At 70.5% G+C, this 14,105-nt stretch carries 15 protein-coding genes; 9 read left to right on the top strand and 6 right to left on the bottom strand.

Going from position 1 to position 14,105, the window contains the following annotated elements; genetic code table 11:
- Entirely contained in the window at nucleotides 1-906 is a 906-nt protein-coding gene (locus AB0I66_RS03335; RefSeq protein ID WP_363205966.1) for an oxygenase MpaB family protein, read from the top strand.
- On the opposite strand, the gene AB0I66_RS03330 is transcribed toward AB0I66_RS03335, so the two are convergent.
- Complete coding sequence (locus AB0I66_RS03330) at nucleotides 895-1,416, bottom strand: PadR family transcriptional regulator (RefSeq protein ID WP_363205965.1); 522 nt, start codon at nucleotides 1,414-1,416, stop codon at nucleotides 895-897. The genes AB0I66_RS03335 and AB0I66_RS03330 overlap by 12 nt on opposite strands.
- Nucleotides 1,417-1,518: 102 nt before the next feature.
- Between AB0I66_RS03330 and AB0I66_RS03325 the strand changes: the two genes are divergently transcribed.
- Nucleotides 1,519-2,274 carry an alpha/beta hydrolase gene (locus AB0I66_RS03325; protein ID WP_363205964.1) on the top strand — a complete coding sequence of 252 codons (756 nt, stop codon included), beginning with the start codon at nucleotides 1,519-1,521 and terminating at the stop codon, nucleotides 2,272-2,274.
- 18 nt (nucleotides 2,275-2,292) lie between these two features.
- Here AB0I66_RS03325 and AB0I66_RS03320 read toward each other — a convergent pair whose 3' ends face one another.
- A complete protein-coding gene (locus AB0I66_RS03320) occupies nucleotides 2,293-2,892 on the bottom strand; it encodes a methyltransferase domain-containing protein (protein ID WP_363205963.1) in 600 nt (199 codons plus the stop codon).
- Nucleotides 2,893-3,043: 151 nt separating this feature from the next.
- Between AB0I66_RS03320 and AB0I66_RS03315 the strand changes: the two genes are divergently transcribed.
- The 5 genes from AB0I66_RS03315 (at nucleotide 3,044) to AB0I66_RS03295 (ending at nucleotide 7,884) form a co-directional block, all read left to right on the top strand.
- Nucleotides 3,044-3,817, top strand: a complete 774-nt coding sequence (locus tag AB0I66_RS03315; protein WP_363205962.1) for an MHYT domain-containing protein — start codon at nucleotides 3,044-3,046, stop codon at nucleotides 3,815-3,817.
- Nucleotides 3,818-3,881: 64 nt separating this feature from the next.
- Nucleotides 3,882-6,434 carry a nitrate- and nitrite sensing domain-containing protein gene (locus AB0I66_RS03310; protein ID WP_363205961.1) on the top strand — a complete coding sequence of 851 codons (2,553 nt, stop codon included), beginning with the start codon at nucleotides 3,882-3,884 and terminating at the stop codon, nucleotides 6,432-6,434.
- Nucleotides 6,431-6,865, top strand: a complete 435-nt coding sequence (locus tag AB0I66_RS03305) for a roadblock/LC7 domain-containing protein (protein WP_363205960.1) — start codon at nucleotides 6,431-6,433, stop codon at nucleotides 6,863-6,865. Before AB0I66_RS03310 ends, AB0I66_RS03305 begins: the two co-directional genes overlap by 4 nt.
- Nucleotides 6,866-6,884: 19 nt before the next feature.
- Nucleotides 6,885-7,298, top strand: a complete 414-nt coding sequence (locus AB0I66_RS03300) for a DUF742 domain-containing protein (RefSeq protein WP_363205959.1) — start codon at nucleotides 6,885-6,887, stop codon at nucleotides 7,296-7,298.
- The gene (locus AB0I66_RS03295) at nucleotides 7,279-7,884 is read left to right on the top strand and encodes an ATP/GTP-binding protein (protein WP_363205958.1); all 606 of its coding nucleotides are present in this window, start codon (nucleotides 7,279-7,281) and stop codon (nucleotides 7,882-7,884) included. The genes AB0I66_RS03300 and AB0I66_RS03295 overlap by 20 nt, the downstream gene beginning before the upstream one ends.
- 13 nt (nucleotides 7,885-7,897) lie before the next feature.
- Here AB0I66_RS03295 and AB0I66_RS03290 read toward each other — a convergent pair whose 3' ends face one another.
- The gene (locus AB0I66_RS03290) at nucleotides 7,898-8,326 is read right to left on the bottom strand and encodes a PPOX class F420-dependent oxidoreductase (RefSeq protein WP_363205957.1); all 429 of its coding nucleotides are present in this window, start codon (nucleotides 8,324-8,326) and stop codon (nucleotides 7,898-7,900) included.
- A gap of 93 nt (nucleotides 8,327-8,419) precedes the next feature.
- Between AB0I66_RS03290 and AB0I66_RS03285 the strand changes: the two genes are divergently transcribed.
- Together AB0I66_RS03285 and AB0I66_RS03280 are read left to right on the top strand one after the other, a co-directional pair.
- Nucleotides 8,420-8,833: a roadblock/LC7 domain-containing protein gene (locus AB0I66_RS03285; protein ID WP_363205956.1), complete on the top strand. Its 414-nt coding sequence runs from the start codon at nucleotides 8,420-8,422 to the stop codon at nucleotides 8,831-8,833.
- 121 nt (nucleotides 8,834-8,954) lie between these two features.
- Nucleotides 8,955-9,953 carry a DUF6397 family protein gene (locus AB0I66_RS03280; RefSeq protein ID WP_363205955.1) on the top strand — a complete coding sequence of 333 codons (999 nt, stop codon included), beginning with the start codon at nucleotides 8,955-8,957 and terminating at the stop codon, nucleotides 9,951-9,953.
- A 64-nt stretch (nucleotides 9,954-10,017) separates the two neighbouring features.
- Here AB0I66_RS03280 and AB0I66_RS03275 read toward each other — a convergent pair whose 3' ends face one another.
- From AB0I66_RS03275 to AB0I66_RS03265, 3 genes are all read right to left on the bottom strand, one after another.
- Complete coding sequence (locus AB0I66_RS03275) at nucleotides 10,018-10,533, bottom strand: tetratricopeptide repeat protein (RefSeq protein WP_363205954.1); 516 nt, start codon at nucleotides 10,531-10,533, stop codon at nucleotides 10,018-10,020.
- Nucleotides 10,534-10,619: 86 nt separating this feature from the next.
- Complete coding sequence (locus AB0I66_RS03270) at nucleotides 10,620-11,648, bottom strand: LacI family DNA-binding transcriptional regulator (RefSeq protein WP_363205953.1); 1,029 nt, start codon at nucleotides 11,646-11,648, stop codon at nucleotides 10,620-10,622.
- Complete coding sequence (locus AB0I66_RS03265) at nucleotides 11,645-14,068, bottom strand: glycoside hydrolase family 2 protein (RefSeq protein ID WP_363205952.1); 2,424 nt, start codon at nucleotides 14,066-14,068, stop codon at nucleotides 11,645-11,647. Before AB0I66_RS03265 ends, AB0I66_RS03270 begins: the two co-directional genes overlap by 4 nt.
- Between the last annotated feature and the right edge of the window lie 37 nt (nucleotides 14,069-14,105).

Below are 14,105 nucleotides of genomic sequence, written 5' to 3'. Positions count from 1 at the left end.
GTGAAGCGCTATGACCGGCTCAAGGAGATTCGGCGTCTCGATCCGGAGAAAGACGCCCTGACGATCTACCGGCTCACCGCGACGTACGAGTTCCCCTGGGACTACACCCGCGCTCTCGAGCTCGCGCTCTACCGCACCTACGCCGTTCCCAGCATCGGACGGCTCCTCGCCGAGACGGCGGAACTGACGGACCGTACGCAGAAGAGGTACGACGACACGGCCCTGCTCCTGGACACCGTCGTGGAGCACGGCTTCGGCACGGACGAGGGCCGCACCGCGATCCGCCGCATCAACCAGATGCACCGCAGCTACGACATAAGCAATGAAGACATGCGCTATGTGCTGTGCACGTTCGTGGTGATGCCCAAGCGCTGGATCGACGCCTACGGCTGGCGCAAGCTGTCACGTCACGAGACGACCGCGGCCGCCGTCCACTACCGCACCCTGGGGCGGCACATGGGGATCCAGGACATCCCGGACTCCTACGAAGCCTTCGAGAAGTGTCTCGATGCCTACGAAGAGGCGCACTTCGCGTGGGACGAGGGCGCGCGCAAGGTCTCCGACGCGACCCTCGAACTCATGGCCTCCTGGTATCCCCGCCCGCTGGCGCCCTTGTTGCGCGCCTCGACCATCGCCTTGCTCGACGAGCCCCTCCTGCGCGCCTTCCGCTACGAACCGCCGAGCTCCGCGACCCGCACGCTGGTCAGGCGCGCGGTGCGATTGCGCGGCCGGGCCGTGCGCCTGATGCCGCCCCGCACCGCCCCGCATTACGCGCGGCAGAACTGGGAGATCAAGGGCTACCCGCGGGGCTACCGGGTCGGCGAGCTCGGCACCTTCCCCGTACCCGGCGTCCGTGGCTGTCCCGTGCCGCACGGTGACGCGTCGGAGGCCACCTCAGAGCAGTGAGGCCAACGTCGCGCGCAGCCACGTGAGTTCGGCGCGGCTCGTCGCACGGGCGATGGTGAGGATGCCGCGTCGAAACGGATCGTCCAGATCCTCGGCACGCAGCGGGCGCTCGCCGTCGTAGAAGAAGCTGGCCGGCTCCTCCAGGAAGGCCAGGCGGCGCTCGAGGACCGCCGCCTGCGCCGCCTTGTCGTCGACGTGGCGGAGGAAGGCGAGGATCGTGAACCAGCGGTTCTCGTCGGTGATGTCGGCTTGCTGAGGCTGCGTGAGCCTGCGGCGCAGCTCGCTCCTGCCCTCCGCGGTGAGGTTCAGGACGTGGCGGGGGGCCGCCACGGAGCCGGGCTGTGTCTCGCGGGCCAGCAGCGCGGCCTTCTCCAGCCGTTTGATGGCGGGGTACAGCGTGCTCTCCGCGACCGGACGCACGTGCCCGGTCAGGGCGGTGATGCGCTTGCGCAGCTCATAGCCGTGCAGGGGCGCTTCGTAGAGGAATCCGAGGATGGCCAGTTCGAGCATGGCGTGCATTGTGCCGTACCGGCGGTGTACCTCCCACACGCAATACATCGGTGACGATGTATTGTCCTCCCGGAGTAGGAGCGGACGAGCGAGGGAGTGGCGATGCGACAGGCACGGTTCGACGCACAGGGCAGCTGTGTCCGCTGGACGGAGAGCGAAGGGGCTGATCCGGCCCGGGTGTACGTGCACGGGCTCGGTGCGGCGTCGTCGGTCTATCACGCTCACATCGCGGCCAGAGCCGAGCTGAGCGGACGCCGGTCGCTCTTCGTCGATCTGCCCGGCCACGGCATCAGTGACCGCCCGGCGGACTTCGGATACTCCCTGGAGGACCACGCGGACGCCTTGGCCGCGGCGCTGGACGCAGCCAAGGTGACCGGCGCGGAGGTCGTCGCGCACAGCATGGGCGGCTCCGTGGCCATCGTGCTCGCGCACCGACGCGGGGACCTGGTGTCCCGCCTTGTGCTGACCGAGGCGAACCTCGACCCCAACCCGGCCGCGACGGAGGGCAGCAGTGGCATCGCGGCCTACGAGGAGGAGGACTACGTCGCCGCCGGCCACGCGCGCGTGCTCGACAAGGTCGGCCCCCTCTGGGCGGCGACCATGCGGCTGGCCGACCCCCGCGCCCTGCACCGCAGCGCGAGGGGACTGGTGAGGGGAACGCAGCCGACGATGCGCGCGATGCTCACGCAACTGCCCGTCGAGCGTGTCTTCCTGCAGGGCGCGCGGAGCGGGGAACTCCCGGGGACAGAGGGGCTGATGGCCTCCGGGGTGCGGGTCGTGACCGTGCCGAACGCGGGGCACAACGTCATGTTCGACAGCCCGGAGGTCTTCGCCTCGGCCGTCGCCGGACGCGAGTGACCGTCCGGCGCTGCGGTCCTAGTCCTCTCGCACGGCCAGGGCGAGAAACCGCGCGTCCTCGTCGACGTAGGAGGTCAGCCGCCAGCCGGCACCGGCGAGCAACGGGCGGAGGTTCGCCTCGGCACGCAGATCGTCCTGCGTGATCTGACGGCCCTGCCGCGCCGCGAGCGCCGCCCGGCCGATGGGATGGAAAAGGGCGAGGATCCCGCCCGGGCGCACGACACGCCTCAACTCCCGCAGGTTCTCGGCCGGATCGGCAAGATGGGAGATCAGGCCCGCGCCGAACACGGCATCGAGCGACGCGTCCCGCACCGGGAGCCGGGACACGTCCGCGAGCAGGAGGTGCCCTTCGCGGTCCCTGCCCGCCCGTGTGGCGGCCTCCAGCATGGCGGGCGTCAGATCGGCCCCGAGCACGACTCCCGAGGGCCCCACGGCCTCCCTGAGCGCGGGCAGTGCGCGTCCGGTGCCGCACCCGGCGTCGAGGACACGGCCACCGGGACGCAGACCGAGTTCGGCCGCGGCGGCCCGATAGGCGGGGCCGTCGTCGGGGAAGCGGCTGTCCCAATCAGCCGCTCGGGCGGAGAAGAAATCACGGACACGCGTGTGGTCATCGCTCATGTGGCCATGATTGCTCAACGACCGGCATGCGCGTCGGGGGCACACGTTCGAGCGTCACGCGATCGTTCAGGACCCTCTCTCAGTCATATTGCAACACCTTTCGAACTGCGCCCCCGTTGTGCGCCCCTGTTCGGACTAGCGTCCCGGAGCCATGGGACACCTGGACCACGCCACCTTCGGCTGGCTGACCCCCGTGCTGTCGTACGTGATGGCCTGTATCGGCGCCGCTCTCGGGCTGCGCTGCACCGTCCGTGCGCTCGGCGCCACGGGCACGTCGCGCCGCAACTGGCTCCTCACCGCGGCCTCCGCCATCGGCGCGGGCATCTGGACGATGCACTTCGTGGCCATGCTCGGCTTCGGCGTCACCGGCACGCAGATCCACTACAACGTGCCCCTGACCATCCTCAGCCTCGTCGTGGCGATGGCCGTCGTCGGAGTCGGGGTCTTCGCCGTCGGCTACGGCCGTCACCGCGGACGGGCGCTGGCGCTCGGCGGGCTCACCACCGGGCTCGGCGTGGCGTCCATGCACTACATGGGCATGGCCGCCCTGCGGCTGCACGGCAACGTGCGCTACGACCCTGTGCTGGTAGGCCTCTCCGTGGTCATCGCCGTCGTCGCCGCGACCGCGGCCCTGTGGGCGGCACTCAACATCAAGTCACCTCTCGCCGTGGCCGTCGCGTCCCTCGTCATGGGCGGCGCGGTGAGCAGCATGCACTACACCGGCATGCTGGCCGTGAGCGTGCGGGTCACCGAATCCGGCGCCGCGCTGGCGGGCGCGACGACCATGCAGTTCATCTTCCCCCTGGCGGTCGGCCTCGGGTCCTATCTCTTCCTGACCTCAGCGTTTGTCGCGCTCTCCCCGACCTCAGGGGAGCGCGAGGCCTCCGTGGCGGCCCAGCGGCCGGTGGAGGGTGCCGCCGGATAGCGGCGCAGCCGGGCCGGTCACGGACGGGCGGACACACCCCGAAATCTCTCCGAGCGAGGAGGCCATGCCTACATCCCGTAGGACCCCTGACCCGGCCGACGGCATGTCGCCGCCGCAGACCGGCGCCCCGGCACGCGGTCGACGCGCTCACGCGGGACCGCCCGCCGACGAACGGCCCGACACGGAAGGCCCCTCGGAACCCGGCCCGCCGACGGCCCCGGCGTCGCGAGACCGCTCGTGGTGGCCACGCCCTCGCACCGTACGAGCCAAGATCGTCTGCCTGTTGATGGTGCCGGTCGTCTCCCTGATCGGGCTGTGGGGGTACGCCACGGTCAGCACGGCCCAAGACGTGGCGCACCTAAGGCAGTTGCAGCGCGTCGACGCGGAGGTGCGCGGTCCCGTCGACACGGCCATCGCCGCACTGCAGGCGGAGCGCGTGACAGCGGTGCGGTACGCGACCCGCCCCGCACCCGACGGGGGCAGCGAGCTCAACAGGCGCGCGGAGCGCACGGACCGCGCGATCGCGAAGCTCCGCCGCGGCGAGGGCCGGACGGTCGCCGACGGCGCCGATCTGCCCACCGGGGTGACCTCCAGGCTCGCGTCCTTCGTCACGGCCGCCGAAGGCCTGACCGCCCTACGAGCCGACGTGATCGAGGGACGCACGGGCTGGGACGCGACCTACGGCCAGTACTCCAAGGCCATATCGGCCGCCTTCGGGGTCTCCGGCGCACTCACCGGCGTCCAGGACGCCGAACTCGGCTCCGACGCGCGCGTGCTGCTCGAATTCGCCCGAGCCGCCGAGATGCTGGCACGTGAGGACGTCGTCCTGTCCAGCGCCCGGCTCGACGGCTCCCTCGACGGTGAGCGACTGCGGCAGTTCACCGGAGCAGTCGACACCCGACGCACCCTGACCGAGACGGCGGTCGCGGATCTGCGCGGTGCCGAACGAGCAGCCTGGCAGGACCTCGCGGAGGGGAGTGCGTACGCCGACGTGCGCGCCGTCGAGGACAAGGTGCTCCTCGCACCACCGGGCCGCAAGGCCGCCGACGCGGCGTCGGCCGCCAAGTGGGACATCTCCCACGCGGTGGTACGCGACGAGCTGCGCGCGATCGACGTGGGCGCCGACCGGGACGCCGCGAGCAGGGCCGACCCCCTGACCCGCGGACTGCTCACACCGGCAGGTGCCGCCGTGCTGCTCGGGCTCGTGGCCGTCGCCGTCTCACTGGTCATCTCCGTACGCATCGGGCGCGGCCTGGTCGTCGAGCTGGTGAGCCTGCGCAACGGCGCCCTGGAGATCGCCCGCCACAAGCTCCCGCACGCCATGCGGAGGCTGCGTGCGGGCGAGGAGATCGACATCCACGCCGAAGCACCCCCGGGACCGCCCGCGGAGGACGAGACGGGACAGGTCTACGAAGCGCTCGGCTCGGTGCACCGGGCGGCCCTCCACGCCGCCATCGAGCGCGCCGAACTCGCCAGCGGCATCTCGGGCGTCTTCGTCAACCTCGCCCGCAGGAGCCAGGTCCTCGTCCACCGCCAGCTCAGCCTCCTCGACGGCATGGAGCGCAGGGCGGACGACCCGAACGAACTCAGCGACCTCTTCCGGCTCGACCACCTCACCACCCGCATGAGGCGACATGCCGAGAGCCTGATCATCCTCTCCGGGGCCGCACCGGGGCGTGCCTGGCGCCTGCCCGTGTCCTTGACGAACGTGGTCCGAGCGGCTGTCTCCGAAGTCGAGGACTACGCGCGCGTGGAGGTACGACAGCTCCCCGGCGCCGCGGTCCTGGGGACGGCCGTCGCCGACCTCACCCATCTCCTGGCCGAACTCGTCGAGAACGCCGCCCAGTTCTCGCCGCCCCACACCAAGGTGCGCGTCAACGGCGAACCGGTCGGCAACGGCTATGCCCTGGAGATCGAGGACCGTGGTCTGGGCATGGGCCCGGAGGCTCTGGCGGAGGCCAACCGCCGCATCGAGCAGGCCGAAGCGCTCGACCTCTTCGACAGCGACCAACTGGGGCTCTTCGTCGTCAGCAGGCTCGCCGCGCGACACGGGATCAAGGTGCACCTGCGCACGTCCCCGTACGGCGGCACCACCGCGGTCGTCCTCCTGCCCACCGCACTACTGCAGAGCACCACGCCGGAGAGTCCCGGAGACCACACCATGGAACGTGACCGCGAACTGAACGCGCACGCACGCGTGCCCGACGTTTCCCCGCTGAACGGCAACTCGGTGCCGGCCCCGGCGGCCCGCCCCGCCCTGGCCCCCTCGACGGACGCTCCGTCGGCGACACCCCCGGGCGTGACGGCCCTGCGCCCGCACAAGCCGCCGGCAACGGAACCCGAGGCCGCCCCAGGGCCTTCGGACGACCTCCCGCGCCGGGTACGCCAGGCCAGCCTGGCCCCCCAGCTGCGCGAGCGCCCGCGCGACGTGGCGGCCGGATCCGTGAGCGTCCGAGAAGACACCGAGCGCAGTCCCGAAGACGTACGGGACCGCATGTCCGCCTACCGCGACGGCTGGGCCCGCGGCGGCGGCCGCAGGCCCGGCATCGTCGGCGCGGTCCCCGACATCCCAGGGCCCGCCGCGGCCAGTGACAGCACCGAAGGAGACCAGGCATGATCCAGGATCAGAGCATCACCGCCGGCAGGACCGGCGAACTCGACTGGCTGCTCGATGACTTGGTGCTGCGCGTCGGAGAGGTACGGCACGCCGTGGTGCTCTCCAACGACGGACTCGCCGTCGGCGCCTCGACTGCCCTCACCCGCGAGGATGCCGAACACCTCGCCGCGGTCGCCTCCGGATTCCACAGCCTCGCCAAGGGCGCGGGCCGGCACTTCGGAGCCGGGGGAGTGCGCCAGACCATGGTGGAGATGGACGACGGCTTCCTGTTCGTGGCAGCGGCGGGCGACGGCTCATGCCTCGCCGTACTCAGCTCCGTGACCGCCGACATCGGCCTAGTCGCCTACGAGATGGCACGCCTGGTCAAACGCGTGGGCGAGCATCTGCACACCCCTCCGCGCTTCGCGGCGCAGCCGCCGGCCGTCGGATGACGCAGGGCGGCCGACGCGGATGACCGAGGACAAGAGCGCCGCCCCGCGCGACGCGGGCAGCCAGTGGTACGACAACGAGGCCGGACCACTGGTCCGTCCCTACGCGATGACCGGCGGGCGGACCCAACCGGGCCCCAGCGGAGTGCGCTTCGACCTGATCGCGCTCGTCGCACTGGACGCCAACGCACCGAGCCCGGGGGACGACACCGCGCTCGGCCCGGAACACCGGTCGCTCATCGAACTGTGCCGCACCGAGACCCAGTCGGTGGCCGAACTGGCGGCCGACGCCGATCTGCCCGTGGGCGTGGTCAGGGTGCTGCTCGGCGACCTGCTGGAAATGGGCTGCGTGAAGGTGAACCGACCCGTGCCACCCGCACAGCTACCCGACGAGAAGATCCTGCGAGAGGTGATCGATGGGCTCCGAGCACTCTGACGCCGACGGCGGCGACACAACCGCCATGGCGTTGAAGATTCTGGTCGCGGGCGGCTTCGGGGTGGGCAAGACCACCCTGGTCGGCGCGGTCAGCGAGATCCGCCCGCTGCGCACCGAGGAACTCCTCAGCGAGGCGGGCCAGTCGGTGGACGACACCGGCGGAGTCGACCGCAAGACCACGACGACCGTCGCCATGGACTTCGGCCGCATCACCATCAGGTCCGGCCTGTCGCTGTACCTCTTCGGTACACCGGGGCAGGACCGTTTCTGGTTCCTGTGGGACGAGTTGTCCCAGGGCGCGCTCGGAGCCGTCGTCCTCGCGGACACCCGACGGCTCGAGGACTGCTTCCCCGCCGTCGACTACTTCGAGCACCGGCACATCCCGTTCGTCGTGGCCGTCAACTGCTTCGCGGCCGCGCGTACGTACGGTGCGCACGAAGTGTCACGGGCCCTGGACCTCGACCGCGGCACCCCCGTGGTGCTGTGCGACGCACGGGACCGCGATTCGGGAAAGGAGGTGCTGATACGCCTGGTCGAGTACGCCGGGCGGATGCATACCGCCCGGCTGCTCGACACGGTGGGCTGAGGCGCCGAGGACGTCAGTCGGCGACCGCGCCCTGCGCGATCACCTTGTCGATCTTGACGCGCACGAGCAGCTCCCCCGGCACGCCATTGCGCTCGCCGAACTCCTCGGCGCGACCCTCGCCCATGTAGCGGGCGCCGAGCCGGGCTGCCCAGTGCCGCACCTCGTCGGGATCGTCGCTCAGCCGTGCCTGCCCCTGCAGGATCACGAACGTGAAGGGAGGCCTGTCGTCGTCCACACAAAGGGCGACACGCCCGTCTCGCGCCAGATTCCGCCCCTTGACGGTCTGTGCCCCGGTGTTGAACACCAACTCGTCCCCGTCCAACAAGAACCAGATCGGTGCGATATGGGGGCTGCCGTCCGCCCGGACGGTCGACAGCTTGCCGGTACGGGTGCCCTGCGAGACGAAAGCCCGCCACTGGTCCTCGGTCATCTTCTGTGCCATGTCCTCATCATGCTTGCCGGAGGGCCGATGGTGGGGAAGGCTGGCAGGTCAGTTCCGCCGGCCAGGGGGAACAGAAGGCGGGGAGACGGGAACATGGCGCAGAACACGGGCCTCGGTTGGCTGCTCGACGACTTGACCAAGCGCATGGAGCCCGTACGGCACGCGCTCGTGCTGTCCAACGACGGTCTGGTGACCGGCGCGAGCTCGGAACTCAAGCGCGAGGACGCGGAACATCTGGCCGCGGTCTCGTCGGGTCTGCACAGCTTGGCCAAGGGCTCAGGGCGGCATTTCCGCGCGGGCAGCGTGCGCCAGACGATGATTGAGTTCGACGACGCGGTGCTGTTCGTGACGGCGGCCGGCGACGGCAGTTGTCTGTGCGTGCTCAGCTCCGCGGAGGCGGACATCGGCCAGGTCGCGTACGAGATGACGTTCCTCGTCAACCGCGTCGGCGAGCACCTCGGCGTGGGCGCCCGGCAGCCGGAGCGGACACCGGTCGTAGATCTCTGATCTCCCTCCTGACCTGGTGTTACGTCGACGCGTCGAGAGTTATCCACAGGCTCGGCGCGGATCGCGGTGATCGCGCTACGGTTTTCCCGAGAGCAAATACGCCTCACGGGGGAGAACCACCATGACAGGTCACACGATCACGCAGGAGACCACCGAGACCGCCGCCACGGCAGCGCAGACCTCGGTCGCGCAGAGTCGAGCGGCACGAGAACTGGGTCTGAAGCGCGGCGAGTTCGAGCTCGCCGTGATGCTGGGACGCGTCCGCACCGTCGCCGACCCACCCGGTGCGCGCCGCCGCGTCACACGCGAGGAGATCGAGCGCGTGCGTGCCGGGGACGGTTTCCCGGAGGCGTGGCTCGAGCGCATCAGAGCCGTGGGCACCACTGAGGGCGCGGCTCTCATGGGTATCTCCACGGCGCGGTTCACCCGGCTCACACGGGCAGGCTTCGTGACCCCGGTGAAGTTTTACCTGAACCGCTACCGCGCGGTGGTCTGGCTGTATCTCGCAGAAGAGCTGAAGCACTTCGCCGATTCCGAGGTCAACGCAAACCTGCTCACGGGCCGGGCTCCCGGCACGATCCGCGCCCAACTGGAGGCGGGCGTCGACCTGCGGGCACGGAACTGGCGGGGCCGCCACGCGGGAGCGCTGCTGCGGCAGTCGAACGACCCATGGGAGCGCGCCGCGGCCGTGGCCTCGCTGCTCGACCCGGTCCAGATCGCAGAGATCATCCGTGATCCGTACGAACGCGCCTATGTACGAAGGCTCATGCCCGACCCCTTCGGCCAGAGCGTGCCGGAGTCACCGGCGGGACGGATCATCTACAAGATCATGACTGCGGACCATCCGGACGAGATCCGTTGGCTGCGGGCCAATCTCACGATTGGTCTCTCCCAGGCCCGAGGTCTGCGTCCGGCGCCGCGGCCCGCGCCGAAACCGGGCCCCGATGCGATGGCTGGGGTCGTCCCTGCTCCGCGGGCAGAACACGTTGCCGAGCCGTCCCCGCACGACCCCGCGCCGCACCCCGAGGCTCCGCCCGCCGCGCTGCCCGAGGAAGGCAGGAACCGACGGGCGTCGGAGCCGCGAGGCCTGCTCAAGTGGATGCGCCGCAGGGGAGCGTAGTCACAGCCGCGGGGGAGCGCAGCCCTCGCGGACGCGAAGGCCGGCCCCCGTGCGGAACGCGACGCTACGTGGTGGCGTCGAGGTCCTTGGCGTAGTGCTCGATCGCGCGGCGGTAAGTGGCGATGTCCGGGTCCTGAGTCGTGGTGGCGAGCAGGGTCAGCAGGATCTCCATCGCGTCGTGTGCCCGGCCGGTGTTGTAGAGGGCCATGGCCAGGAAGGTCTTGAGGGCGGCGTCATCCGGGAATTCGGCCGCCGCGTCCCCCAAGGTCGTGACGGCCTCCGGATACCGGCCAAGGACGCGGTAGGTGCTGCCCAGACCCAGGAGCGCGCCCCGTCGTTCATCCGGGGAAAGGCCGGGCTCCTCGACCGCGCGCACGTAGTGCGGCACGGCCTCGGCCTCCAGACCGAGTGCGTCGTGCACCCACGCGGTCTGGTACGCCACCTCCGCGTCCAGGGGGAACTGCTCGCACAGGGCGAGCAGGCGTTCCCGGGCCTCCTCCCGGCGGCCGTCCTCGCGCAGCCCGATGGCTTCGGCGAGCAGGCGGTCGCGGTGCGCGGCCAGGTCCCCGTCCTTCGTCAATGCCCTGTCCCTCTCTCTGTCTTGTCTGAGCCCTGACCGAATGATCGGAGGCATCAATGTCATTCTGCCGGAAGTGGATGCGCCGCCTATGGGCGCTTCGGTGGCGGGCCCGTGGACCCTCGTGGCGTGAGGGTGGGCGTGGGCACCTGGTGAGGCGCGACGCGCCGACCGGAGAGGACCTCGTAGAGGGAACGGGCCACATCCGCCCCGAAGGCGTAGATGTCATGGCTCATCGCGGACAGCGTCGGATGGGTCAGCTTGCACAACTGCGAGTCGTCCCAGGCGAGCAGGGAGATGTCGGCGGGCACGCGCAGACCCATCTCGGCGGCGACGGACAGCCCGGCCACGGCCATCAGGTCGTTGTCGTAGATGATCGCGGTGGGTCGCTCCGCCGCGGCGAGCAGCGAGCGCGTCGCCCGGGCCCCCGCCTCACCGGAGAAGTCCGTGGCCAACTGACGGCCTTCCGGCAGCCCCAGGTCGGCCATGGCCGAGGTGAAGGCGGCCCCGCGGATCACGCTGTGCCCCAACTCGGCGGTGCCGCCGACCCGGGCGATGGAGCGGTGCCCCAACGCCGCGAGATAGCGCACTGCTTCGGTGACGGCCGTGGTGTCGTCGGTCCACAGCGAGGTGAACGGCCCCGTCAGCGAGGGGTGGGCGACGGCGACCACGGGCATCCCGAGCTGCGAGAGAACGGGGACGCGGGGGTCGTGCTCACGGAAGTCGACCAGGACGGAGCCGGCGATCTGCCCCGAACGCCACCAGTGACGCTGCAGTTCGATCTCCTCGTCCAGGCTCTTCACCAGGCGCAGGAGCAGGGCGCTGGACTGGTCGGAAAGGACGCTCTCCAGGCCCGAGATGAACTCCATGTAGAAAGGTTCGAGGCCGAGTTGACGTGCGGGGCGGCTGATCGCGAGCCCGATCGTTCCCGTGCCCTGCTTGTTGAGCGCCCGAGCCGAGCGGTTCGGCTCCCAGCCCATCGACCGGGCGACCTCCATGATCCGGGTGCGCGTCGCCTCCGACACCCCTGGTTTGTTGTTGAACGCCAGCGATACGGCCGCTCGAGAGACTCCGGCGCGGGCGGCGACATCCCGGATGGTCAGCCTCTGCTCCGTCATGCGGGCTCCACCGCGAACAGAGCCGCCTTGACCGCGGCGAGGGTGCGTGCGTCGTCGGAGCCCGGACTCCAGCCGCGTACACCGATCGTCACGCTCTCACCGGGCAGCAGCGTCACGAGTCCTCGTTCCGCTGTGGCCGTGGGCGCGATTCGGTCGGCCTGCAGCAGCAGGTCTCGCAGCAGCGTGCGGGCAGTCACCACGACGTCGACCCTATCCTCGCGCCGGACCACGTCCACCTCGTACGAGGGAACGGGATATGCGAAGTCCTTGTCCGGCACGGGAAGGTGCAGGGCGCGCAGCCCGTCGGCGTCGGCGATCAGGAGTTCCTTGCCCGAACCGGCATCGGGAAGCAGCTCGTCGGGGACCTCCGCGCACGCGACCGAGCGCCCCACGGCGCGTGCCGGGAGGATCGTCTGGGCCAGAGTGCGTCCGTCCGCCGTCATCCGCCGCAGCCGCACGTCGGTGACCCAGGCAGTCGCCGACTGGTTGACGGCGGCCACGACCAGGCGACCGTCACGAGACTGGACGGTGAGCAGGCGGTCCGCGTAGAGCCGGCGCAGCTCGTGGTAGAGGGGCTTGAGGCGGCCGTCGCCGTCGATGGCGGCCCAGGAGGTGACCGGCCAGCAGTCGTTGAGCTGCCAGACGACGGTGCCCGCGCAGCGTGGCCAGTGGGAGCGCCAGTGCTCGATGCCGGTGGCGATGGCGCGGGCTTGGTTGACCTGGGTCAGATAGTGCCAGCGGTCGAAGTCTTCAGGGAGGGTGAAGTGATGCTCAAGTCCCCGTGCCAGTTTGCCGTTTCCGTCCTCGGCCTTCTGGTGGTGGAGCATGCCGGCCGAGTCGGGCCGCAATGGTTCGCCGGGCAGGGCGCGTCGGAGAGTGGCGTGGGCGGGCGGAGCCTGCCAGCCGAATTCGGCGACGAAGCGGGGCACCGAGTCGAGGTAGTCGGTGTAGTCGGTGCGGTTCCACACCTCCCAGGAGTGGGTGGTGCCGTGATCGGGGTCGTTCGGGTGGTGGTCCCAGGTACCGGACCACGGGCTGCCGGCCCAGTAGGGACGGGTGGGGTCGAGCTCGGCGACGATGCGGGGGAGCAGGCCCAAGTAGTAGCCCTCGCCCCAGGAGTCGCCGGCGAGTTGTTCCTCCCACTGCCAGTCGCGAAAGCCCCAGAGGTTCTCGTTGTTGCCGTTCCACAGGACCAGAGAGGGGTGTGGCATGAGCCGGGTCACGTTCTCGCGGGCCTCGGCCTCGATCTCGGAGCGCAGGGGCTGTTCCTCCGGGTAGGCCGCGCAGGCGAAGAGGAAGTCCTGCCAGACCATGAGGCCCAGTTCGTCGCAGAGGTCGTAGAAGGCGTCGGCTTCATAGATGCCGCCGCCCCAGATGCGTACGAGGTCGATGCCCGCCTCGGCGGCCTGGGTGAGGCGGGTGCGGTAGCGGTCGGGGGTGATGCGCGAGGGGAAGACGTCGTCCGGGATCCAGTTGACGCCGCGGGCGAAGAGGCGCTCGCCGTTGACGGCCAGGGTGAAGCCGGTGCCGTGCTCGTCGGCTTCGGTGTCGAGGGTGACCGTGCGGAATCCGAGCTTTCGCTCCCAGCGGTCGAGGGTCCTGCCCTCCTCGTCGATGAGCTGGAGCTGGGCCTCGTGGAGTATCTGTTCGCCGTATCCCCGGGGCCACCACAGGGCCACGTCCGGTACGTCGACGGTCAGGGTGGCGCTGTCCTCGGAGAAGGTGACGGACGCGGTGTGCTCACCGATGCGGGCGCGGGCGGTGAGCGGGCCGCTGCGGATGCGCTCCACCTCGATGCGCAGTTCGGCGCGGCCCGTCGTGCCGTCGACCGTGACCAGCGGGCGGACCTGGTCGAGCCGAGCCGTCGACCAGTGCTCCAGGCGCACCGGGCGCCACATGCCGGCCGTGACCAGGGTCGGGCCCCAGTCCCAGCCGAAGGAGCAGGCCATCTTGCGGATGAACTGGAAGGGCTCCGGATAGGAGTTGGGGCGCTCGCCGAGAGCGGTTCGTACGGCTTGGGCCTCGGTGTAGGCGGAGGTGAAGTGGACCGACAGGGGCACCTCGGCGTCCGGGCTCGCATCCGCGAGCCGACGGGTGATGTCGAAACGGTGGCTGCGGTGCATGTTGCGGGTGCGGCCGATGGTCTCGTCGCCGAGCGTGATCTCGGCGACGGTGTCCAGGCCGTCGAAGACCAGATCGGTCCGCTCGTGGGCGGTGTCGCGCGGGCCGAGCACGGTGACGTAGGTCCAGTCGGCGTGGCCGATCCAGGCGACCTCCTGCTCGTTCCGGCCGAGGAAGGGGTCGGGGATCCGGCCTGCGGCCAGCAGGTCGGTGTGGACGCACCCGGGGACCTGGGCGGGTATCGCGGTGTTCTCGTGCCGCAGCGTCCAGCCTTCGGTCAGGGTGGTGACGTCCTTCATGAACCGTGCTCCATTCGAGGCAGTTGAGGGGGCTCGC

Origin of the sequence: Streptomyces sp. NPDC050439 (assembly GCF_040655335.1) — a bacterium.
Classification (GTDB): domain Bacteria; phylum Actinomycetota; class Actinomycetes; order Streptomycetales; family Streptomycetaceae; genus Streptomyces.
This window is presented reverse-complemented; position numbering and strand designations above follow the sequence as displayed.